Source organism: Candidatus Marifrigoribacter sp. Uisw_064, from assembly GCF_047730175.1.
In the GTDB taxonomy this organism is placed as follows: Bacteria; Bacteroidota; Bacteroidia; order Flavobacteriales; family Flavobacteriaceae; genus Marifrigoribacter.
The window spans coordinates 689,425-710,716 of sequence record NZ_CP159833.1; the positions used below are offsets into that span (position 1 = coordinate 689,425).

Below are 21,292 nucleotides of genomic sequence, written 5' to 3' on the forward strand. Positions count from 1 at the left end.
AAAAATAAAATGAAAAAAATTACTTTATTAGCAGCATTATTTGTTGCTCTTGCTATGAATTCACAAGTTACTATCTGGGAAGATAGTTTTGAAACGTATCCAGATTTTGAAATAGATAATATTGGAGATTGGACTCAACTTGATAATGACTTTTCGCCAACGTATGGTTCTGCAGATTATGATTTCTTAAATGAAGCTTATATTGGAACAGGGATTGTATTTAACCCATCTATGGCTATTCCAGATCCTAATGGAACACAAACTGAAAATGCAGATCAAAATCCAAACTGGGCTGCAAGAACAGGAGATAAATTATTAAACTTTGTTGCATCAACTGCTCTTTTAAACGATGATTATTTTATGTCTCCAGCTATTGATTTAGCAGGCGCATCTGGATCAAACTTTAGCTTTTGGGGTAAATCTGTAACTGATCAATATGGTCTTGAACAATTTGAAGTTTTATTATCTAACACAGGAAACGATCCTTCTGATTTTACGATTAACTTAAGTGGCGCAATAGAGTTTGCTCCAATAGATGTGTTTACTGAATTCTCTTATGATATCTCAGCGTATGATGGACAAGAAGTATATATCGCAATTCATTATGTAGCTGCAGATTCATTTATCTTCCAAACTGATGATTATTTAGTTGAAGCTGCTAGTTTAAGTGTTGAAGACAATCAATTTGAAGGGTTTGCATATTTTGTTGATGTAAACAGTGTATTAAATTTAAGAGCTAATCTTCCAATGAATAACGTACGTTTATTTAACGTATTAGGTCAGGAAGTAATTTCTCAAAAATTAGCTAACACAACTGAAACAATTAACGTATCTGCATTACAATCTGGTGTTTATATCGCGACTGTATCAATTGATGGAGCTACAAAAACTGTGAAATTTGTTAAGAATTAAGAAATCTTAATTTTTTTATAAAACAAAAAGAGCGACAATTGTCGCTCTTTTTTTTATTGCTTATTTGCTAATTGGCCACAAGCTGCATCTATATCTTTTCCTCTACTTCTTCTAACAGTAACTGGAATGCGATTCTTTTCTAGATAATAAATATAATTTTCAATAGCTTCATTATCTGCATACTGAAACATTCCATCATCTATAGGATTGTATTCTATTAAATTTACTTTACATGGAACGTACTTACAAAATTGTACCAAAGCATCTACATCTTCTTGTTTGTCATTAATATCATTCCAAACAATATATTCGTAGGTGATTTTTCTTTTTGTTATAGCATACCAATACTCTAAAGACTCTTGTAAATCGCTTAAAGTAAAGCTCTTTGCGAAAGGCATAATTTGTTCTCTTGTTTCCTGAATAGCAGAATGTAATGAAACAGCTAAATTAAATTTTACTCCATCATCGGCTAATTTCTTTATCATTTTAGGAACTCCAGAAGTAGAAAGTGTAATTCTCTTGGAAGACATACCTAAGCCTTCTTCCGAAGTAATTTTATCTATCGCAGCTAATACGTTCTTATAGTTCATAAGAGGCTCTCCCATGCCCATAAAAACAATATTAGATAAAGGTCTTTTATAGTATAACTTACTTTCCTTATCAATTGCCATTACCTGATCAAAAATTTCATCAGGATTAAGGTTGCGCATTCTTTTTAACCGTGCTGTTGCACAGAATTTACAATCTAAACTACATCCCACTTGAGAGGAAACACAGGCTGTTGTTCTTTTTTTTGTTGGAATTAGTACCGATTCTACAATGAGTCCATCGTGTAATTTCACACCATTTTTAATGGTTCCATCATTACTTTTCTGAATACTATCAACTTCAATGTGATTTATTTCGAAATTGTTTTTTAGATGATTTCGAGTTTCTATTGAAATATTGGTCATATCATCAAAAACATGGGCGCCTTTATTCCAAAGCCATTCATATACTTGATTGCCCCGAAAAGGCTTGTCCCCTATACTTTCAAAGAAATCTCTTAATTCTTCTTTTGATAAGGCTCTTATGTCTTTTTTTTCTGAACTCATAGACTGCAAAAATATCATTAAAAAAGCAGAAAAAGCAAAAGCCTCTTAATAACTAAGAAGCTTTTTAAATATATTTTATAAAAATACTATTATTCTATTACTATTTTCTTTGTAATGTCAGCATTACTACCAGAATCGATTAAATGTAAAAGATAAATTCCAATAGGTAATTCTTCTACGTTTATAACATTATATGTGTTATATAAATCTCCTTTGATTACCTCTTGGCCTAATATATTAAATATCTCATATGTTAAATGAGGATATCTTGTATTCATTATGGTAATTGTAGTGCTTGCAGGATTCGGATAAATATCTAATTGACCTGTTAATTCAAGATCTGGAATACTTAATGAGTTTTGCATACTTCCAATTGACATTTCTCCTGAGTTTATTGGATCTAACCAATCAATCAATCTTGTATCTGAAGAAGTTCCTGAATTCCAAGAAACTCCAAATCTTCCATATATATCGTAATCATTATTGTTTTGAAAACCAGTACAATTTGAAAGTCCTGCATATAGTTGACCTATAATACTCCCTTCTTCATTAAATAGTGGTGATCCAGAAGATCCACTTTCAGTGGTTCCAAGTTCCCATCCATCTCCTTGACCTACAGAAACTCCGCCAACTAACCAAACCTCGGTTCCATTTGCGTTTTCTTTAACTGCTCCAGAATCATCTCTACATATTTTCATTATGTCTCCGTTAGGATGATGTATTCCGACTTCAAACTCAGGTAGGGTGCCAGAATGGTCCCAACCAGCAAAAGTAACATCCCAGGCGTTTGGTATACTATTAAACATCTCGACTAATGCGAAATCACTTAATGGATTACTTGCTCTAAGATCAGCTCCACTCATAGTGAAATTTGATTCGATATCTAAACTTTCTTCTTCTCCGGAACAAATTGGATTTGGGCTCATCCAATTAAAACGTATTACCCAAAAACTTGGGTCACTATATTCTAAACAATGATTTGCAGTAAGCAAATAGGGTGTTTTATCGGAACTTGTATTGTTTAATAATGAAGCGGAACATAGATATCCATTCCCTAAATTTAATAAAGCAACTGCTTTTTTAAGGATGTCTTTTTTAGGTTCAAAATCATCACCTACAGAACAATTTACATCAAAGTTACAATCTCCTGAATCATTTAAACCCCTTATGTTTTCAACATAACGGTTTACATTCCCCATTCTATAACCATGAATAATACCCCCTATTTCTAGTTGGACTGTTCCTGAAATCTCTTTTGGCTCATAGTATTCGACCAAAATAACATCTCCTGTTATAAACCAAGAACCTAATTTATTGTTTATTCTGTTATTATCCTTAGTATATGTTTTTGACAAATCTGTTCTATCTTCACTATATAAATGTAATCGAGCGCCTTCTGGAAGATGAAAATCATTAAAATTTACACTTAGATTTAATGCTTCTGGAGATTTTATAGCTATTTGCCATAGTTTACTACCATCGGCTAATTCTGTCCAAACACCCTCTTCATTTAAATTTAATATTAAAGGACGTTCTAAACCATAGCGCCAAGGCATGCTTTTATCTAAATCATTAATACTATCTTCAATTGCTATTCCTTCTAGATCAATTGGAGGCAATTCAATTAAACTAACCGTTCGATTTAAATCTATACCCCAACTTATGGGCAATAACTTCTCTTCCTCTTGTGAAAAAGAGTTAAAAAGAAAACAAAAAAACAAAATGAAAAGTACCTTTTTTTTCACTTTAAAATTAGCTTTAGATTAGTTTAAGTCCACTAATTTACTTTATTATATTGATATTTGAAAATCAAATCGTTATAAAAAAAAATCCTGATTAAGTATCAGGATTTTTTAAATTTCATTATATAATTAACATTGCGTCTCCATAGGTATAAAAACGATACTTTTCCTTTATTGCTTCAGCATAAGCTTCTTTAATAAATTCATATCCTGCAAAGGCAGAAACCATCATTAATAATGTAGATTTTGGTGTATGAAAATTGGTAATCATCATATTAGCTATACTAAATTCATGTGGAGGGAAAAGAAACTTATTAGTCCAACCTGAGTAATCATTTAATGTACCGCTTGAAGAAACTGAGCTCTCTAAAGCTCTCATAGATGTAGTTCCTACAGCACAAATTCGTTTTTTATTAGAAATACCCGTATTAATAATTTTTGCTGTTATTTCATCAATATTAATTTCTTCTGAATCCATTTTATGTTTAGAAAGGTCTTCAACTTCAACCGAGCTAAAAGTTCCTAAACCAACGTGAAGTGTTACTTCAGCAAAATTTACTCCTTTTATTTCAAGACGTTTTAATAAATGTTTAGAAAAGTGTAAACCTGCTGTTGGAGCTGCAACTGCACCTTCATTTTTAGCATAAATAGTTTGGTATCTTTCTGCATCTTCAGGCTCTACATCTCTTTTAATATATTTTGGAAGTGGTGTTTGCCCTAAATCTGTTAATTTTTGACGAAATTCATCGTAAGGTCCATCAAATAAAAACCGAAGTGTTCTTCCTCTAGAGGTTGTGTTATCTATAACTTCTGCTACTAAAGATTCATCTTCTCCAAAATATAGCTTATTTCCAATTCTTATTTTTCTAGCAGGATCCACTAATACATCCCAAAGTCTAGTTTCAGTATTTAATTCACGCAGCAAAAAAACTTCGATACGAGCTCCTGTTTTTTCTTTATTACCATATAAACGTGCTGGAAATACTTTTGTATTATTTAATACAAGTACATCATCTTCATCTAAATAATCGATAAAATCCTTGAACATTTTATGCTCAATGGTTCCTTCTTTTCTATTTAAAACCATTAAACGAGCTTCATCACGATTTGGTGCTGGATATTCAGCTAACAATTCTTCTGGAAGTTCAAAATTAAATTTGGAGAGTTTCATTCCCATAGTACGATATATTATAGTTTAAAATTGGCAAATATACAACCTCGAGATAGGGGTTGTCAAGTAAATAACAGTTTATTATTTATAATCGATTAAAACACCTGTGCTTTCAAGGTCTTTCCAAAAATTTGGATATGATTTGTTTACTACTTTTGGAGAAACAATTGCAATGTTTGTTAACATGGCAAGAGGAGCAAATGCCATTGCCATTCTATGATCTTCGTAGGTATCAATTACTACATCTGGAATTATATTTTTAGCTGGATACAATTTAAAACTATCATTTGTAATGATTACTTCTGCTCCCAATTTTTCAAGCTCAGTTTCAAGTGCCTTTAAACGATCCGTTTCTTTTATTTTTAACGTAGATAATCCTCTTAATTTACAAGGTATTTTCAATCCAAAACATGTAACAGCAATAGTCTGAGCAATATCAGGTGCATCTGATAAATCTATATTTATATTTTCAAAATAGTTCGTTTTTACTTTTGAAATAGTTATTTCATTATTCGAAGTGTTAAATGTAGTTTCAACTCCTAATAACTTATAAATAGTTGGCAAAATTGAATCCGCCTGTAAACTGTTTTTCTGAAAACATTTCAGGGTAATCGTTTTAAAATTAGACAATGCGACCAAACTATAGTAATAGGAGGCCGAACTCCAATCTGACTCAATGATTATTTTTTTGGCTTTTATTTTACTAGCCGGTAAAATTTTAATTATTTTATAGAAAAAAGTACAATTAACCCCTAACTCTTTTAACAAGTCAATCGACATCATAAGGTAAGGCTTAGATGTGATTATTCCTTTAAGCTTTATTGTTAAACCATTTGGTAAAGAAGGAGCTATCAATATTAATGCAGAAATATATTGACTACTGATATTTGCATCTAACTCTACTTCATTCTTTACTAATTCTTTACCTTTAATTAACAAAGGTGGAAACCCTTCATTTTCTAAATATTCTATATCTGCACCTAATTGCTTTAATGCATCCACTAATATTTTTATAGGACGTTGTTTCATTCTTTCACTACCTGTTAGGGTAATTTCCGAACCTTGTCTTGTTGAAAAATAAGCGGTTAAAAATCGCATCGCAGTACCTGCATGATTTATATCAATAACTTGTTCCTTAGACTCTAGAGCGTTTTGTATAACTATAGTATCATTACAATTTGACACATTATCAATTTGAAGGTTAGGATATAGTTGTTGCAGTATTAATAGCCGATTTGACTCACTTTTAGAACCTGAAATATCAATTATTGAATTAATATTCCCTTTTAATTTTGAATTATATGATAGATAAGCATTCATTATTGTACCTCGTCTTTTTTTAATTTAGCCCTAAACTTTCCAAAAGTAACTAAAAATCCATAAATAAAACCACACAGCAAAAGGCCTAAAAAAGTATTGACTGGATTTTGAATTGCAGTAAAATATTCCATTTTAAAACCTTCGATAGCCCATTTAACAACAACAAAAAGCACAATAAAAGCAATGCCTAATGAAAAAACAGACTTCCAAAACCCTTGCAATGAAATTACTTTAGAGAACATATTATTTTAATTTTTTATTTGAATGGTGTCTATCATGATCGCGTTCAGACTTTAATTTAAGTTTTTTGTCAAAAGCTTCTTGCAGATTGACTCCAGTTTGGTTTGCCAAACATAACACAACAAACAGGACATCTGCTAATTCTTCACCTAAATCTTTACCTTTATCGCTTTCTTTTTCACTTTGTTCACCATATCTTCTTGCAATAATACGTGCCACTTCACCTACTTCTTCAGTTAGTTGAGCCATGTTCGTTAGCTCGTTAAAGTATCGAACTCCATGTTCTTTAATCCAATTATCCACTTCGAGCTGTGCGCCTTCTAAACTCATGATTATTCTGTTTTTTTAAGAACTACTTTTTCATTTTCTTTTTCAATAAATAATTGATAAAATCCTTTTAAATTTTCATATTCTGAAGAATCAATCATTGGATTATTTATTGAAAGCTCTGTAGATAATTGAATTTTATTTCCTGTATTAGATATTTGAAATCTAAAACTACCTAAATTTTGACCAAAACCAAAATTCGTGTTTTCCGGCATTGATTCTACTTCATAGCCTTCAGGAATTTCTATAGTTATTATATTTCTAATCTTTCTAGAAAATTCGAAATCTACTGGATAATTTCTTGTTTCTGATGTAAAAATAGATTCTTTTCTAGCCAAAAACAACAAAGGGGTTATATAAAGTTTCTCGCCAATTTCTTCAACAAGGTCTGAAGTTTCAAAATTATACTTTAGAGTTATTGGTTTATAAAGCGTTTTTAGATTTCCAAATTCAATGTTTGTTAATTCTGTTTCTCCTTTATTATTTTCTAATTTTTTTTGTATATCACTCTCATTTAAAGAGGTATAATCAGATCTCATTTCTTTTGAAAAATGACCTGTATACCTTGATTGAAGTGAACCGCTTACATTAAAATCTGAATCGATCGTACTTTTTAACATGGCACTAATATTTGCAGCGTTACTTGGTATTAATGAAACCCAAGCAGAGCTTCCATCTTTTCTAATAATACGGCCTTGCCAATTCATTAACTTTGCATCTAATATATCGATCTCATTATTATTATTAGTTGCATCTAATAATAGTACTTTGTTATTTAATTCGACCCCAGAAATTACTGCATTAAAACCGAATCGAGTTGGAAAAACAGAGATTCCATTCCCTTTTGTACTCACTAATATTGGGTTAGCATTAATTCTTGCATAACGCAACATAGCTGTTAGCATTAAATTAATTTCTGCCATTCCACCAACCTCATTTTTATATGCAGTTTTAACCCCCTTATCTGTATAAAAACCATAAAATGAATTCCAATTCATTTTATTTTTTACATAGTCAAAAATTAGTTTAATTTTTTCATTAGTATCACTAACACCACTTATTAGGTTATCAATGTCTTTTGAAAAATAATTCGATTTTTCAAGTTCTGAGCCAAAAGATTCAGAGTCATAAATGGATTCTGAAACAGCTTCCCAAGAAGTTGTATAGTTTTCACCAACAGAATTAGGAAACTTAGTATAAGCTAATTCAAACTTTAAAGAAGACATATAGTTTTCTATATTTCCTGCATACACTTCTTCTTTTAATGCAGGTACATTCGTTAAGTTAACTTTATATATATTTTCTCTAAAAGTAACTTCAGATGTTTCCGTTTTATAAGTAATCTGATCTCCAGAAGGGGCCGATGTATATCGAAATTGCATTTTTCTATCTCTTGCATCTCTTTTAATATCAATTGGAATCCATCCTTTTGTATGTGTTTTATAATTTAAATATTCAGGAACATCGAAGGTCATACTAACAGCATTAACTGGAATTCTTTCTTGAAATCTATAATCATCGATATTACCAATAAATGGAGATTTTAAAGTGTATTTATATTCAATCACACAACCTTCTTTTAAATTAGGCATTGTAAATTTTTTCGATTTATAATACTTATTTAGTTTTTCATCAAAAATTCCATCCTTTTTTAACTTTATTTCTTTAATTTTTGCTCCTTCTGAAAAATATGTATAGCCTTTCAAAGAAGTCAATTCTTCTTTATTTGATCCACTCCCTTGGTATAATCTAATTTCTTTATTTGCCCAATCGAATCCTTCTTTTTTATAAATTTTTACTCTTTCAAAAACTTCAGTAACTAAATAAAACCCTCCATTTTCGACATATTCATATCTTGTTTTATATTCTCTGTAAAGTATTGCTGCATTAGCAGATGGGTCTGTAAGACTCTCTTGTTGTTGTAATTCTTCAATAGATACTTTTCCAAATTTAAAATTTTGAGCTACTGAAAATTGTGCAAAACATACTGCTAGAATTAAAATATACTTATTCATGATTTCAATGAGTATTTGATGGTTATTTTTTCTTTAAAATTATTTTTGTTCTATCTAATTTTGTTACTTTTTTTCTAAAACTCCTATAATTCATATATTCTTCTGGAGGAAAATCTCCCTTTTTTAATATGAATTGACGATAGTACTCAAATGTAGTATCATCTATGTTTTTGAACCTAATAGTATAACTTCCAAATTTATTTTCTATTGATATATTTTCTGGCAATACATCTACCATATAATTATTTGGCAACTTAATTACTATAGAATCATTATCAATAAAACCGGATGAAATATATAGTTTTTGTTTTCGATTATTTATTCTAGGAGGAACATTTTGAATTTGATTAAAAACATTAGGACAAAATAATAAATCTTCCCCTATAGTAGAGCAATAATTAGGGATATCCATTTCTAATTTTTCAGTAAAAATAATATCCTCTTTATTGTCATTTATTTCAATATTTTTTAAAACATAGCCATTGATATATCCCCATTTATCTAAATAATGTTTTTTAAGATCTTCATTGCTTTTTCTCTCTAAGACATACTTCCTATCGTACTGTAATCCCTTATAAGTCCTAACATAATTAGAAGTAACATACCCATTCCTATTTATATTTAATGTGGCTTGTGTATCTTGAGTGTTACCAGTATAATCATACACTTTGGTGTGCACTACCTTTCCACCTTCTTTTGTGAATATTAATACGTCCCTATCATCAGTAAAATTACCTAAATATCCAAAAGGTGTATCTTGACTAGTACATTCTAACCAAACAATTTCATCATCATCTTGAATTCCTAAAATTGCATGGTTCCCTTGCATTCCGGTAAATTCTTTTGTGATATCAATTTCGTTATCACCAGCAAATAATACAGTATAATATGAAGGAATTTCAAGAACATCTAATATTGCTTTTGTATAATTTGTAAGTGCTTTACAATCCCCATAACTTAATTTGTCCACATCTGAAGCTAACATTGGTTTCCAGCCACCTATATCTATCTGAACACTTATATAACGCACCTTTTCTTGTAGGTAATTATAAACTATTCTTGCTTTTTTTATATTATTAGTTTCATTATGAACCAAATTTTTAATTTCCAGAATGGTAGATTCAGGTAAGTCACTAACATCATGCATTAAATTAGATTGCATCCAAGAACCAAACTCTTGCCAATTCTCAGCATACCCTTGTACTCCTTTTAATGAAAATCGATGAAGTGCAAAAGATATAGATGGCAATATTTTTGATTTGTGTGGACTATATTCTTCGTATTTTATTGATTTAATATTGCTTACTTCGCAAATGAATTCATTCGGGTTTTCAGATATTGAAATAGTATAACCCTCTAAATTTTTTGTGAATAATTTTGGTTTATTCGTTGGGTCAAATTTAATGCGATAAGAACTTTTCCAAGTACTCCTTGAAAATCCTTTAACAGGGTTCCAATCTGAAATAAACGCAGTGGTATTATTTTTAACAATAGATTTAAAAATAACAATATAAGGATACGTTGTAGGAATATAATTTAAATACAACACTCTATCATCAGTATAAATCGATCCATTACTTACAGCACTTACATCTTTGAAATTACGTTTTTTAAAATGATCTATTTCGTTACCAAATACATCATAAACATATATTTCAATTTTATCAATTTTAGTGTCTTTATCATAAAATTCATGTGTTCTAACATTATTTTTCCCCTTTTTATTCAATACCAATTGAACTTGATATTTACTTATAACTTGTTTGCCAAGTTGAGTAACATCAATCTCTATTTTTTCATCAAGCAACACACTATTTGTTCCTTTTAATAAATCTGCTGGAACATCCGCTAAGGTATATGTAGTTTGAGAGTATGTTTGTGTAAGAAACCCTAATAATAAAAATAAAATTTTTATACGCATAGCTGATATTAAAAGGGGAGAAACAAAATTAATCTCTTATAGCAATAAAAAAAATAAATTACTCTTTATTTTTAGAATCTATACAAATAGTAACTGGTCCATCGTTTACTAATGATATATCCATCATAGCGCCAAAAACTCCAGTTTGTACTTTTTTTCCAATTCCTTTTTCTAGCTGAATTACAAAAGATTCGTATAAAGGAATAGCAATTTCGGGTCGCGCAGCTTTAATAAATGAAGGTCTATTTCCTTTTTTTGTGGAAGCATGAAGTGTAAATTGACTCACAACAATAACATCTCCTTTTGCTTCAATAATACTCCTATTCATTGCACCATTCTCATCACTGAAAATTCTAAGATTAGCGATTTTTCTAGTCAACCAATCAATATCTTCTTGTGAATCTTCAGCTTCAATACCTAATAAAACTAACAAGCCATTGTTTATTTCTGAAACTATTTTTTCTTCAATTTCAACTGAAGCACTTTTCACTCTTTGTATAACAACTCTCATATTTTTTTCCTCCGTAGGCAGGAATCTCATTAATTAGGCTATTGCTAAATCCTTATTCGTTATTAAAATTATCTTTTCTATAATGCTCCTCTTCTCCTTCTAAAATTTGAAGGTAACTTTTATACCGAGACCAAGGAATACTTCCTTCTTCTAAAGCATCTTTTACAGCACATTTTGGTTCTTCAACATGCAAGCAATTATTAAATTTACAATGTTCTTTTAATTCAAAAAATTCTGGAAAATAACCACTTAGCTCATCTTTCTCAATCTCTACCATCCCAAATCCTTTGATCCCAGGTGTATCGATTATTTGTGCTCCAAAAGACAAATCAAACATTTCAGCAAAAGTAGTGGTGTGTTGCCCTTGTAGATGTTGTTCAGATATTTCTTTTGTTTTAATATTTAATTGAGGCTCTAATGTATTTACTAAGGTAGATTTACCTACACCACTATGTCCTGAAAACACACTAACGTTGCCCTTCATCATTTCTTTTACTGTGTCGATATTTTTCTCTGTCTTGGCTGAAATTCCAACACATTCATACCCTATATTTCTGTAAATTCTAGCTAAATATTTTATTTCACCTAGTTCCTCTTCATTATACGTGTCAATTTTATTAAAAAGTAACACTGCTTTAATTTTATAAGCTTCAGCAGAAACCAAAAAACGATCAATAAAAGAAGTAAATGTTGGTGGATTATTTAAAGTAACCAACAAAAAAGCAATATCGATATTGGAAGCTATTATATGTGTCTGTTTTGAAAGGTTGACAGATTTTCGAATGATATAATTTTCTCTTTCTGCAATATGAGTAATAATACCAATCGTATCATCTCCAATAGTTTCAACATCAAAACTTACATTATCTCCAACAGAAACTGGATTGGTGCTTTTTATTCCTTTTATCCTAAATTTTCCTTTTAAGCGACAGTTATAGAATTCTTGGGCATCGGATTTTACCGTATACCAACTCCCTGTAGATTTATAAACAATGCCATTCATACTACAAAAGTGCAAAACTATTTTTCATTAATAACTCTTTTTTGATGATTAATTGATTCTTGATGAATGGCTTGGTACATTTTTAAAATAAATTCCTCACTTAAATGATTTGTTTCTCCTTCAATTATCATTCTATCTAATATTTCATTCCATCGTTTTGATTGAAGAATTGCGACGTTATTTTCTTTCTTTAATAATCCAATTTTGTCAGCAATTTGCATACGTTTTCCAAAAGAATTGATCAACTTATTATCAATATCTTCTATCTTCATTCTTAATTTTGCAATCTTATTTTTATAGGCTGCATCCTCTCCAACTTTCTTACGTAATCTTAAGTCAATAGTCATTTGCCTTAAAACTTCTGGCGTTATTTGTTGCTTTGCATCACTCCAAGCATTGTCTGGATCGTGATGTGTTTCAATAATAAAACCATTGTAATTTAAATCTAGAGCCGTTTGACAGATATCAAATATTAAATCTCTTCTTCCTGCAATATGAGAAGGATCTAATATCATGGGTAAATCTGGAAATCTATTCTGAAGATCAATAGGTATTTGCCATTCTGGGTTATTACGATATATTGTTTTTTCATACGATGAAAACCCACGATGAATCACCCCTAAATTATTAACATTCTCTTTATGTAATCGCTCAATAGCTCCCAACCACAATGCTAAATCTGGACTGACAGGGTTTTTAACTAACACAATCTTGTCTGTTCCTTTTAATGCTTCTGCAATTTCTTGAACAATAAAAGGAGAAACAGTAGAACGTGCTCCAATCCATAAAATATCAATATCGTGTTGTAAAGCTTCTTCAACATGTTTTGCATTGGCAACTTCGGTTGCTAACATTAAACCTGTTTCATCTTTAGCTCTTTGAAGCCATTTTAAACCCTTTGAGCCTACCCCTTCAAAATTTCCAGGACGTGTTCTTGGCTTCCATAGTCCAGCTCTTAATACCGTAGCATCTGTATCTTTTAACTGATGCGCTATATTTAACACTTGTTCTTCTGTTTCAGCACTGCACGGTCCTGCAATAACCAATGGGTGAGACAAACTCATATTGTCCAACCATGTTTTAAGGTGTTTATTATTTTTCATGTGTCTATATTATATTTTTAATGGTCACATGCTGTTCGCCATTAGTTACTTCGTTAGGTGATACACTTTTTAACATGCTCGTTTCATTTAATACTAATGTGTTAAGTTGACTTGGTGCATTCTCTATATTATGCTTATAAACACCTACTGTTTTTATATCGGTCCCATTTAGTTTAAGCTCATTGATTGCTTGTTCAAAATTGTTATAATCTTCAAACAACACATCTATAAAAAACGCATATTGCCATGGTTTTCCTATGACAGGTAATGACTGAATTTTTGTCAAATTTATATCAAACCTATTAAACAACAGTAAAATATTAGCTAAACTCCCCACTCTATGATCTAAGTCGAATTTTAAAGTTGCTTTATCAACATAACTAGAATCGATAGTTTTACGTTTGCCTATTAATACAAATCTTGTTTGATTTTCTTTATGATTCTGAATTTTACTATCTAAAATCTTAAGACCATACTTTTCAGCAACTTGTTTACCAGCAATTGCAGCTACCCCTTTTAAATTATTGTCCTTTATCTTTTTTGCTTCTGAAGCGGTATCCTTTCCTTCAATAATTTTAAACTCTGGCGGGAATTTTCTTAAATAATCTTTACACTGAAGTAATGCTACAGGATGCGAATAAATTTCTTTAATATCATGGATGGTTTCTGAAGCAAGCGCCATGATATACATTTGGATATTAAGAAATACTTCATCAATGATTTCAAAATTACATGAATCAATTAAATTATAATTAGGCAAAATAGATCCAGCAATGGTATTTTCAATTGCTAATACACCATAATCTGCATCAAAATTAGTTAATGATTCTGTTACTTTTTCAAATGAAGTACATTCAACTAATTGGACATTTTCATTTGGAAATAGTTTTTGTACTGCCATATCATGAAAAGAACTTTCGATACCTTGAATTGCAATTTTTAAACTCATGTCTTTTAAATTTTAGCTAAAAAAAAAGTCCCGGGAATAAAACCGAGACTTTCAAATAATTAATATGTTAATTAACTACATCACGATCTCGTTTCTATTCGAAAATAAAAAAACCAGAAGTTAAAAAATGTAGCTATTGTGTTCATTGCTTGTTTTGTTAAGGCTAAAATAAATAAATATTAAATATAAGCCTGTTTTTTTCGTTTTTTATTTATGTAAATTTGTTTTAAATATTTTTATGTCTATTTCTGTATCAAATATTAGTAAACTTTACGGTGCTCAAAAAGCACTTAATAATGTTACTTTTTCAATCAATAAGGGAGAAATTGTTGGTTTTCTAGGCCCAAATGGAGCTGGTAAATCAACAATGATGAAAATATTAACTACATACCTACAAGCCACTGAAGGTGAGGCTAAAGTGAATAAATTTTCAGTTTCTGAAGACCGTAAAAATGTACAAAAGAGTGTTGGGTATTTACCAGAACACAACCCTTTGTATTTAGATATGTATGTTAGAGAGTATTTATCTTTTAATGCTAGTATTTATAAAATTCCTACTTCTGAAGTTGAAAAAGTAATTGAAAAAACTGGTCTTTTACCTGAAGCTAATAAAAAAATTGAGCACCTTTCCAAAGGATATAGACAGCGTGTGGGACTAGCAAATGCATTATTACATGATCCTGAGGTGTTAATTTTAGACGAACCTACTACAGGATTAGACCCAAATCAACTAATTGAAATAAGAGAATTAATTAAAACAGTTGCTACTTCAGCACAGAAAACGGTGCTATTATCAACTCATATTATGCAAGAAGTTGAGGCTATCTGTGATCGTGTCATTATTATAAATAAAGGAGAAATTGTTTTAGACAAAAAAATTAAAGACCTTTCAAAAGAAAAAGAGCAACTTATAGAAGTTGAGTTTGATTATCGAGTTGAAGAGCAAGCATTGAAACAAATCCCTAAAATATCTTCCGTTGAAAATATAGGTGGATATGTTTACCAATTAAAGTTTAACACGGAAAATGACATGCGATCTATCGTATTTGATTTTGCGCACGATAATGGCTTAAAAATACTTCAGTTAAACAAAAAGAATACAAGTTTAGAAAAATTATTTGCTGAATTAACTACTCAAAAATAAGACGTCCTTCGTATAATTCTTCTACCTCAACAATTGGTGGAATATTTCTTGAAATAACATTACCAATACTTACTATTCCTCCTCTAATAGACTCTTGAGGATTGACAATCATTACATTAGAACTTCTGTGAAATATTTGAATATCTCGAGTTATTAATTCTCCCGCATCAATTCTTGTATTACTTGCATACAATCCAAAAGTAGCTTTATTTGCATTTCCTCTTAAAAGAAAACTTGAAAAACCATTGGATGTAACTATTAGTTCATCTACATCTAAGGCTAAATCAAAGTCACCATCGATATGATATATATCTTCATTTCCGAAATTTTCAGAAAATAAATTTAGGTTTTGATAATTTAAAACACCGATACTTTTAATTTCAAGACTCGAACTATTTCTAATTTCTGTAATGTTAGGCGAAGTAACATAGATTTTGGTATCGTCATACTCACGAACATAATTACATTCATTATTATTTTTTAGAGATAATTGAGTTCCATTTACAGAAACTTCAATATCATTTAATAGATTTTCGCCTGTTTCAATGATAATCTGTTGAACCGCTCCTTGCTGAATAAAAAGTTGGACTCCTGGCCAAACTATAATTCGAGTAAAAACATCTACTTCAACTTCGGTCTGAATAATAGTTCCTGTTTTTTGAAAGCAATCTAATCCATTTTCAGAATTACATCCAAAAAATAAAAAACTAACCACTATAAAAAAATAGTTATTCATATGCTATATTTTAAATTCTAATTCCAACTGCAAATTCGATAGCTTCAGCTTTTGCCCAATGAGATTTTACTGAAACCGTTGCGAAATAATTATTGTCGAAAAAATACCGCTTAAGACCCATTCTATTATACACTCTATTTTCAAATTCATTGGGCCAATACACATAATATCCTACCTGACTTAGAAAAGCTGTTTTATTAAATCGCAATTCATGTCCTAAAAAAACTCCTACTCTTTTATAGTCTTCATCTCCAGTTAATCCGTCTTCAGGAAAAGCAACAGATCTATATTTGACATATTCTTTTATAAAATTTGAAAAGAAGAAATCCACGCCAGCTTGCAAACTACTTTTAAAGCTTATTCGCTTATTTGCAAAAGCAGAAACCACAAAAAATGACCTTTGGTCTTGACCAATTAAATCACTTTGATTAATCCCACCTCTCAAAACAAAATTATAAGAAATAGGTTCATTGTAAGTATTTTCATTGTCTTCAGCTAAGGGAATATAGTCTGGAAAATTTTCATGATCCAATAAATAACTTAATCCAATATTTGCTGAATACGTATTTGTACTTGTATTCGGTGCTTTAAAATTTCCATTAGAGTAATGGATAAATGAAAGGCCAGCATTAAGCCCAATTCCATTCCATATATTTTCCCGAACAAATCCAAACTTCAATAAACTAGTACTCATTAATGAAGTCCCGTACGCATTGTTTTTAAAATTGGTGTTTATATCATAAGGGTTGGTATTATAACCAATTCCTGTACCTACAGTTAGCTGTAGATTTCTTTTTAAAAAATACCAGGTATAATGGCCATACAAACTATAATTATCCCCTAAAACAGGGTTTTTCATATTTTGATATAAAAAAGTAAAGCCCCAATCTGGAAAACCATACCGTTGTTCTGCTTCTGTTAATCCATAGGTCTTCCGATTATAAGAAAGCATAACTCCTTCTGGATGACCCGTAATTAAATGACCTATATCAAAATTATGTTCATATATGTTTCCATAAAAATAATCAACTCCAATAGAATAAGGCTTTTGTGTTTTTTCTTGAGAAAGCAGTGTAAAACTTATCAGTACCGTAAAAAGTAGAAAAAAGGAATTCTTCATTTTAATGTTTAAAACGTAAAAGTAACTAATCTTGAAATAGTAAGGAACCAGTAAAATATTCTTCTACTTCTACTATTAATGGACGATGTACAGAAATTACATTTCCTGTTCCTCTAATTTCACCTGTTATTTTTTCTAAGGGATTTACTTTCATGGTTGTAGCACTCCTTTGAAAAATAGTTAAATCATTAATTATAAAGTATTCACCTTCAAATCGAGGCCATTCATCCCCAAAGTTAATTCTAGCTTTGTTTGTAGTTCCGTTGATATAAAACACACTTTGTCCATTTGCGTTTACAATTAAATTATCACATTCTAAATGTAAAATAAAATCACCGCTCTTATTGGTGTCTTCAACATTGCCGGTAGAATTACTCACTAATTTTAATTCTGGAAATTGCAAAACTCCTTCTCCAATTACTTTTTCTGAAGAACTGTTTCTAATTTCAGTTAGATTAGGAACACTAATAATTGCTTTAGTTACCCCATAATCTCTAATAAAATTACAGCCGTTATTGTCCTGAATTACCAATGTTTCATTTTCAATAAAAACAGCCACATCATTCAATAAATTCTCAGCAGTTTCAATAATTATTTTTTGTTCTGTTGCTTGTTTCAAAATAAGTGTAACGTCATCTTCTATTCTTATTTTTGTGAAAACATCCAGAATAAATTCTTCCTGAATGATATTCCCTTCCGTTTGAAAACAGTCTGATGCACTATCAGTATTGCAAGAAAATAAACAAATAAATAATATATAAATTAATTTTTTCATCATGTTTTATAATCGTATTCCTATTCCAATTTCTACTGCTTCAGCTTTTGCGCCATGTGATTTTAATCCAATTGATGAAAATAAATTTTTATATACATTATAGTTCACTCCTACACGCTGATAAACTCTACCTTCAAAATCATAAGGGTAATATACATAATACCCTATTTGAGTATTAATCGCAAATTTTCCGAAATGTAAATCATGACCAATAAAAACTCCTACACGTTTATAATCTTCATCCCCTTTGATATTAAAATTTGGAAAAGCTACTGATAAATATTCGATTTCTTTTTCTAAGAATTTTGAAAAAAACACATCCATTCCTAACTGCAAACTGCTTTTATAACTTACTCTTTTATCGGCGAAGGCAGAGACAATAAAAAAGGGATGTTGCCCTAAATTTAAATAATCACTTTCGTTCACGCCTCCACGCAATACAATATTATATTGTATAGGCTCTGTATATTTTGTGTCTGTCGAATCAACTTTATATTCTTTTGATTGTTCCTCGTTTTGAATTGTATACTTAAGTCCAATATTAAATGCCAGAGTATTCGTGCTCGTATTAGGCGCTTTTACATTGGCATTTGAAAAATGTAAAAATGTTAGTCCCGCTTGAAGTCCAATATTTTTAACAATATTTTCTTTAGAATAATTTATTAAAAATGTAGTTCCTAATAATAAATGACTCCCATAGGCATTATTCTTAAAATTAGTTTCTATATCAAAAGGATTCGTATTATACACCAAACCTTCACTGACTCTAAAGAGTAAATTCCTTTTTAAAAAATAAAAATTAAGATGAGCATACATTCCAAAATTATTACCTAATGTTTCATTATTAGAGTTATGGTATAGAAATGAAACTCCCCAATCTGGATAATTATAGGAGCGTTGCCATCTTTTACTACCAAAAGATTTATTATTATAACTAAAAATAAACCCTTGAGGATGCTCAGTAATTAAATGTGAGATATCTTTATTATGTCGCAATATAGAACCGTAAAAATAATTAGCGTCTATTGTAAAATCTTCATTTTCTTCACTTTGTGAATAAAGAACTGTAGAGATGAAAACAGTAAGAATTAAGAGTATTGTTTTCTGCATTTTTTTCTAAAAGCCGTAAAGATAGCCTAATCTTTATTAAAAGGTAATTTACTAATATCAACATTTCCTCCCGAAAGAATGACCCCAATATTTTTACCCTTAAAATATTTTTTTTCTTTTAGTATTGCTGCCAAAGGAACGGCACTTGAAGGTTCAACGATGATCTTCATTCGTTCCCATATAATTTTCATGGCTGTTATTATTTCTTCTTCGGAAACACAGATAATTTCGTCAACTAATTCGGTTATAATAGGAAAATTAATATCGCCTAAATGAGTTCTTAATCCATCAGCAATGGTATTCGAATGCTCATTGTATTCAATTTTTCCACTTTTTAAAGAACGAAAAGCATCATTTACTTGCAAAGGTTCCCCTCCTATTACCTTACATGTTGAATGATAGTAATGACACGCTAAAGCGGTACCTGCTAATAATCCTCCTCCCCCAACTGGGGTTAAAATAACATCTAAATTTGATTGATCTTCAATGAATTCAATAGCTGAAGTTCCCTGTCCTAATATCACATCAAGGTTATTTGAAGGATGCAAAAATGTAGCGCCTGTTTCCTTCTGAATTCGATTCGCTTCACGTTCTCTTGAAGCCAAATTGGGTTCAGAAAAAGTGATTTCTCCTCCATACGTTTTCACTCCTTCTATTTTCACTTTTGGAGCATTTGATGGCATTACAATGTATGCTTTAACTCCTAATTGTTTTGCTGCTAATGAAACTGCCTGGGCAAAATTCCCTGAAGAATGAGTAACAACACCATTGCTTTTTTGATCGGCTGTTAATTGCTGAATCGCATTAATAGCTCCTCTCATTTTAAAAGCACCTGCTTTTTGAAAATTCTCACATTTAAAAAATAATAAAGAACCTACCAATTCATTGATTAATCGTGAAGTTAATATTGGCGTTCGATGGACAAAGGGTTGTACTCGTTTATGAGTACCTTCTAAATCTTTCTTAGTAGGAATTGAATTATTCATTCCACGAAAATAAAAATTTAATTTCTAAAATGAATCCCATACGCTCTATTTTATAATGCTTTTACAGAAACGCAATAATTAAAATATTTGCAAAGCAATCGCTTTAATATCATCGCTTTTACCCATCGAATAATAATGTAAAAAAGGAACTCCTTTTTTTACTAATTCTTTACTTTGGGCAATACACCATTCAACTCCAATTTCTCTTACCGATTTATTATCCTTGCAATTAAGAACTTCTCTAATTAAATCGTCTGGCAAATCTACCTTAAATCAATGTGGAATTAAATTCAATTGTTTTCTCGTTGCCAAAGGTTTTAATCCAGGAATGATTGGCACAGTGATTCCTTCACTTCTACATTTATCGACAAACTGAAAATATTTTTCATTATCAAAAAACATTTGGGTAACAATATAAGTAGCTCCATCTAAAACCAAAATTATTTTTTGTATTGCTGACCAAATGTTTGCCATCCTTAGTTTAATTGATTTGAAAGTTTTAAAATATCTGAAAACACTCCTCTTGCAGTAACTTCCTTACTTGCTATTGCTTTTAGAATAAAAATTGATTAGTACCCAGGGACTTAAACGGCTTCTGTTAGTGGACCACTTGGGATCGCATGAATAGTTTTTGTTGCATTCATTTTTCTTTAATCTTGAATTAATTATTAGTTAAAATCAAAAGTCAAAATGCGTCATTGTTCTGACGTATCTTACTAGAAAAATGTTATTAAGAAATTAATAAAACTACCGAGAGTAATTTCATATTGGTTATCTATATACTAAAACAATAGTATAAATGTAGAATTTAGCACCTTCTTTACGAATAAAAGATTGCTAAGGCTTCATAGGGTCTAATCCCTCTGCCTTTCTTGATAATAGTTTCAATAAGTGTTTGAACTTTGTGAACGCAAATACTCGGTCACAAAAAGTAAATATCCGAATTTTTTACTAAAAAAATTAAAATAGAATTGCTATTCACTTTATTTTTTTACTTTTGCTTAACAAAATTGAAGAGGAAAGATTTGACTGATTGCAACCTCTTATGTTTAAATTTAAACATAAATAAAAATGCTAAAGGCTGTGTAAACTTCCTTCGACGCTTTCGTCAAA

The 21,292-nt window shown here is 30.3% G+C and carries 19 protein-coding genes, 1 pseudogene and 1 riboswitch; of the genes and pseudogenes, 2 read left to right on the forward strand and 18 right to left on the reverse strand.

The genetic code is table 11. The features are described from left to right. Positions 1-9 precede the first annotated feature (9 nt). The gene (locus ABXT64_RS03090) at positions 10-912 is read left to right on the forward strand and encodes a choice-of-anchor J domain-containing protein (protein ID WP_443633923.1); all 903 of its coding nucleotides are present in this window, start codon (positions 10-12) and stop codon (positions 910-912) included. Between the two features lie 53 nt (positions 913-965). Here ABXT64_RS03090 and rlmN read toward each other — a convergent pair whose 3' ends face one another. The 12 genes from rlmN to ABXT64_RS03150 all read right to left on the reverse strand — a co-directional run bounded on the left by rlmN (position 966) and on the right by ABXT64_RS03150 (position 14,308). Beyond that, positions 966-2,006 (reverse strand): 23S rRNA (adenine(2503)-C(2))-methyltransferase RlmN, encoded by a 1,041-nt coding sequence (gene rlmN, locus ABXT64_RS03095; protein WP_443633924.1) that lies wholly within the window; start codon positions 2,004-2,006, stop codon positions 966-968. Positions 2,007-2,095: 89 nt separating this feature from the next. Then, the gene (locus ABXT64_RS03100) at positions 2,096-3,751 is read right to left on the reverse strand and encodes a T9SS type A sorting domain-containing protein (RefSeq protein WP_443633925.1); all 1,656 of its coding nucleotides are present in this window, start codon (positions 3,749-3,751) and stop codon (positions 2,096-2,098) included. A 118-nt stretch (positions 3,752-3,869) separates the two neighbouring features. Then, positions 3,870-4,919, reverse strand: a complete 1,050-nt coding sequence (queA, locus tag ABXT64_RS03105) for a tRNA preQ1(34) S-adenosylmethionine ribosyltransferase-isomerase QueA (RefSeq protein WP_443634908.1) — start codon at positions 4,917-4,919, stop codon at positions 3,870-3,872. A gap of 81 nt (positions 4,920-5,000) precedes the next feature. Next, positions 5,001-6,239: a 3-phosphoshikimate 1-carboxyvinyltransferase gene (locus ABXT64_RS03110; RefSeq protein ID WP_443633926.1), complete on the reverse strand. Its 1,239-nt coding sequence runs from the start codon at positions 6,237-6,239 to the stop codon at positions 5,001-5,003. Then, positions 6,239-6,481 (reverse strand): hypothetical protein, encoded by a 243-nt coding sequence (locus ABXT64_RS03115; RefSeq protein WP_443633927.1) that lies wholly within the window; start codon positions 6,479-6,481, stop codon positions 6,239-6,241. The genes ABXT64_RS03110 and ABXT64_RS03115 overlap by 1 nt, the downstream gene beginning before the upstream one ends. A gap of 1 nt (position 6,482) precedes the next feature. Continuing rightward, positions 6,483-6,809 (reverse strand): nucleotide pyrophosphohydrolase, encoded by a 327-nt coding sequence (locus ABXT64_RS03120; protein WP_443633928.1) that lies wholly within the window; start codon positions 6,807-6,809, stop codon positions 6,483-6,485. Between the two features lie 2 nt (positions 6,810-6,811). Beyond that, positions 6,812-8,821 (reverse strand): DUF3857 domain-containing protein, encoded by a 2,010-nt coding sequence (locus ABXT64_RS03125; protein ID WP_443633929.1) that lies wholly within the window; start codon positions 8,819-8,821, stop codon positions 6,812-6,814. Positions 8,822-8,843: 22 nt separating this feature from the next. Beyond that, entirely contained in the window at positions 8,844-10,742 is a 1,899-nt protein-coding gene (locus ABXT64_RS03130) for a DUF3857 domain-containing protein (RefSeq protein WP_443633930.1), read from the reverse strand. Between the two features lie 58 nt (positions 10,743-10,800). Continuing rightward, entirely contained in the window at positions 10,801-11,253 is a 453-nt protein-coding gene (gene dtd, locus ABXT64_RS03135; RefSeq protein WP_443633931.1) for a D-aminoacyl-tRNA deacylase, read from the reverse strand. A 52-nt stretch (positions 11,254-11,305) separates the two neighbouring features. Next, the gene (gene rsgA / locus ABXT64_RS03140; RefSeq protein ID WP_443633932.1) at positions 11,306-12,256 is read right to left on the reverse strand and encodes a ribosome small subunit-dependent GTPase A; all 951 of its coding nucleotides are present in this window, start codon (positions 12,254-12,256) and stop codon (positions 11,306-11,308) included. 17 nt (positions 12,257-12,273) lie between these two features. Beyond that, positions 12,274-13,359 (reverse strand): chorismate mutase, encoded by a 1,086-nt coding sequence (locus ABXT64_RS03145; RefSeq protein WP_443633933.1) that lies wholly within the window; start codon positions 13,357-13,359, stop codon positions 12,274-12,276. A gap of 4 nt (positions 13,360-13,363) precedes the next feature. Then, positions 13,364-14,308, reverse strand: coding sequence for a prephenate dehydratase (locus ABXT64_RS03150; RefSeq protein WP_443633934.1), 945 nt, complete (start codon positions 14,306-14,308; stop codon positions 13,364-13,366). Positions 14,309-14,546: 238 nt separating this feature from the next. On the opposite strand from ABXT64_RS03150, the gene gldA reads away from it, so the two are divergent. Beyond that, positions 14,547-15,452 (forward strand): gliding motility-associated ABC transporter ATP-binding subunit GldA, encoded by a 906-nt coding sequence (gene gldA, locus ABXT64_RS03155; RefSeq protein WP_443633935.1) that lies wholly within the window; start codon positions 14,547-14,549, stop codon positions 15,450-15,452. Here the strand turns inward: gldA and ABXT64_RS03160 are convergent. From ABXT64_RS03160 to ABXT64_RS03185, 6 genes and pseudogenes are all read right to left on the reverse strand, one after another. Next, positions 15,439-16,188, reverse strand: coding sequence for a head GIN domain-containing protein (locus tag ABXT64_RS03160; RefSeq protein ID WP_443633936.1), 750 nt, complete (start codon positions 16,186-16,188; stop codon positions 15,439-15,441). The genes gldA and ABXT64_RS03160 overlap by 14 nt on opposite strands. Positions 16,189-16,198: 10 nt before the next feature. Next, the gene (locus tag ABXT64_RS03165) at positions 16,199-17,308 is read right to left on the reverse strand and encodes an acyloxyacyl hydrolase (protein ID WP_443633937.1); all 1,110 of its coding nucleotides are present in this window, start codon (positions 17,306-17,308) and stop codon (positions 16,199-16,201) included. Between the two features lie 25 nt (positions 17,309-17,333). After that, a complete protein-coding gene (locus ABXT64_RS03170; protein ID WP_443633938.1) occupies positions 17,334-18,086 on the reverse strand; it encodes a head GIN domain-containing protein in 753 nt (250 codons plus the stop codon). Between the two features lie 3 nt (positions 18,087-18,089). Further along, the gene (locus ABXT64_RS03175; RefSeq protein ID WP_443633939.1) at positions 18,090-19,193 is read right to left on the reverse strand and encodes an acyloxyacyl hydrolase; all 1,104 of its coding nucleotides are present in this window, start codon (positions 19,191-19,193) and stop codon (positions 18,090-18,092) included. Between the two features lie 26 nt (positions 19,194-19,219). After that, positions 19,220-20,179: a pyridoxal-phosphate dependent enzyme gene (locus ABXT64_RS03180; RefSeq protein ID WP_443633940.1), complete on the reverse strand. Its 960-nt coding sequence runs from the start codon at positions 20,177-20,179 to the stop codon at positions 19,220-19,222. A gap of 78 nt (positions 20,180-20,257) precedes the next feature. Further along, positions 20,258-20,605 (reverse strand): annotated as a pseudogene (locus tag ABXT64_RS03185) (methylenetetrahydrofolate reductase); the annotation flags it as partial. A gap of 342 nt (positions 20,606-20,947) precedes the next feature. Continuing rightward, positions 20,948-21,061: riboswitch (SAM riboswitch) on the reverse strand. Positions 21,062-21,292: the final 231 nt, after the last annotated feature.

What these genes read in the sequence shown, in the direction of transcription:
- ABXT64_RS03090 (WP_443633923.1), top strand. Translation starts at nt 10, where the DNA reads ATGAAAAAAATTACTTTATTAGCAGCATTATTTGTTGCTCTTGCTATG.
- rlmN (WP_443633924.1), bottom strand. Translation starts at nt 2,006, where the DNA reads ATGAGTTCAGAAAAAAAAGACATAAGAGCCTTATCAAAAGAAGAATTA.
- queA (WP_443634908.1), bottom strand. Translation starts at nt 4,919, where the DNA reads ATGAAACTCTCCAAATTTAATTTTGAACTTCCAGAAGAATTGTTAGCT.
- ABXT64_RS03110 (WP_443633926.1), bottom strand. Translation starts at nt 6,239, where the DNA reads ATGAATGCTTATCTATCATATAATTCAAAATTAAAAGGGAATATTAAT.
- ABXT64_RS03115 (WP_443633927.1), bottom strand. Translation starts at nt 6,481, where the DNA reads ATGTTCTCTAAAGTAATTTCATTGCAAGGGTTTTGGAAGTCTGTTTTT.
- ABXT64_RS03120 (WP_443633928.1), bottom strand. Translation starts at nt 6,809, where the DNA reads ATGAGTTTAGAAGGCGCACAGCTCGAAGTGGATAATTGGATTAAAGAA.
- ABXT64_RS03125 (WP_443633929.1), bottom strand. Translation starts at nt 8,821, where the DNA reads ATGAATAAGTATATTTTAATTCTAGCAGTATGTTTTGCACAATTTTCA.
- ABXT64_RS03130 (WP_443633930.1), bottom strand. Translation starts at nt 10,742, where the DNA reads ATGCGTATAAAAATTTTATTTTTATTATTAGGGTTTCTTACACAAACA.
- dtd (WP_443633931.1), bottom strand. Translation starts at nt 11,253, where the DNA reads ATGAGAGTTGTTATACAAAGAGTGAAAAGTGCTTCAGTTGAAATTGAA.
- rsgA (WP_443633932.1), bottom strand. Translation starts at nt 12,256, where the DNA reads ATGAATGGCATTGTTTATAAATCTACAGGGAGTTGGTATACGGTAAAA.
- ABXT64_RS03145 (WP_443633933.1), bottom strand. Translation starts at nt 13,359, where the DNA reads ATGAAAAATAATAAACACCTTAAAACATGGTTGGACAATATGAGTTTG.
- ABXT64_RS03150 (WP_443633934.1), bottom strand. Translation starts at nt 14,308, where the DNA reads ATGAGTTTAAAAATTGCAATTCAAGGTATCGAAAGTTCTTTTCATGAT.
- gldA (WP_443633935.1), top strand. Translation starts at nt 14,547, where the DNA reads ATGTCTATTTCTGTATCAAATATTAGTAAACTTTACGGTGCTCAAAAA.
- ABXT64_RS03160 (WP_443633936.1), bottom strand. Translation starts at nt 16,188, where the DNA reads ATGAATAACTATTTTTTTATAGTGGTTAGTTTTTTATTTTTTGGATGT.
- ABXT64_RS03165 (WP_443633937.1), bottom strand. Translation starts at nt 17,308, where the DNA reads ATGAAGAATTCCTTTTTTCTACTTTTTACGGTACTGATAAGTTTTACA.
- ABXT64_RS03170 (WP_443633938.1), bottom strand. Translation starts at nt 18,086, where the DNA reads ATGATGAAAAAATTAATTTATATATTATTTATTTGTTTATTTTCTTGC.
- ABXT64_RS03175 (WP_443633939.1), bottom strand. Translation starts at nt 19,193, where the DNA reads ATGCAGAAAACAATACTCTTAATTCTTACTGTTTTCATCTCTACAGTT.
- ABXT64_RS03180 (WP_443633940.1), bottom strand. Translation starts at nt 20,179, where the DNA reads ATGAATAATTCAATTCCTACTAAGAAAGATTTAGAAGGTACTCATAAA.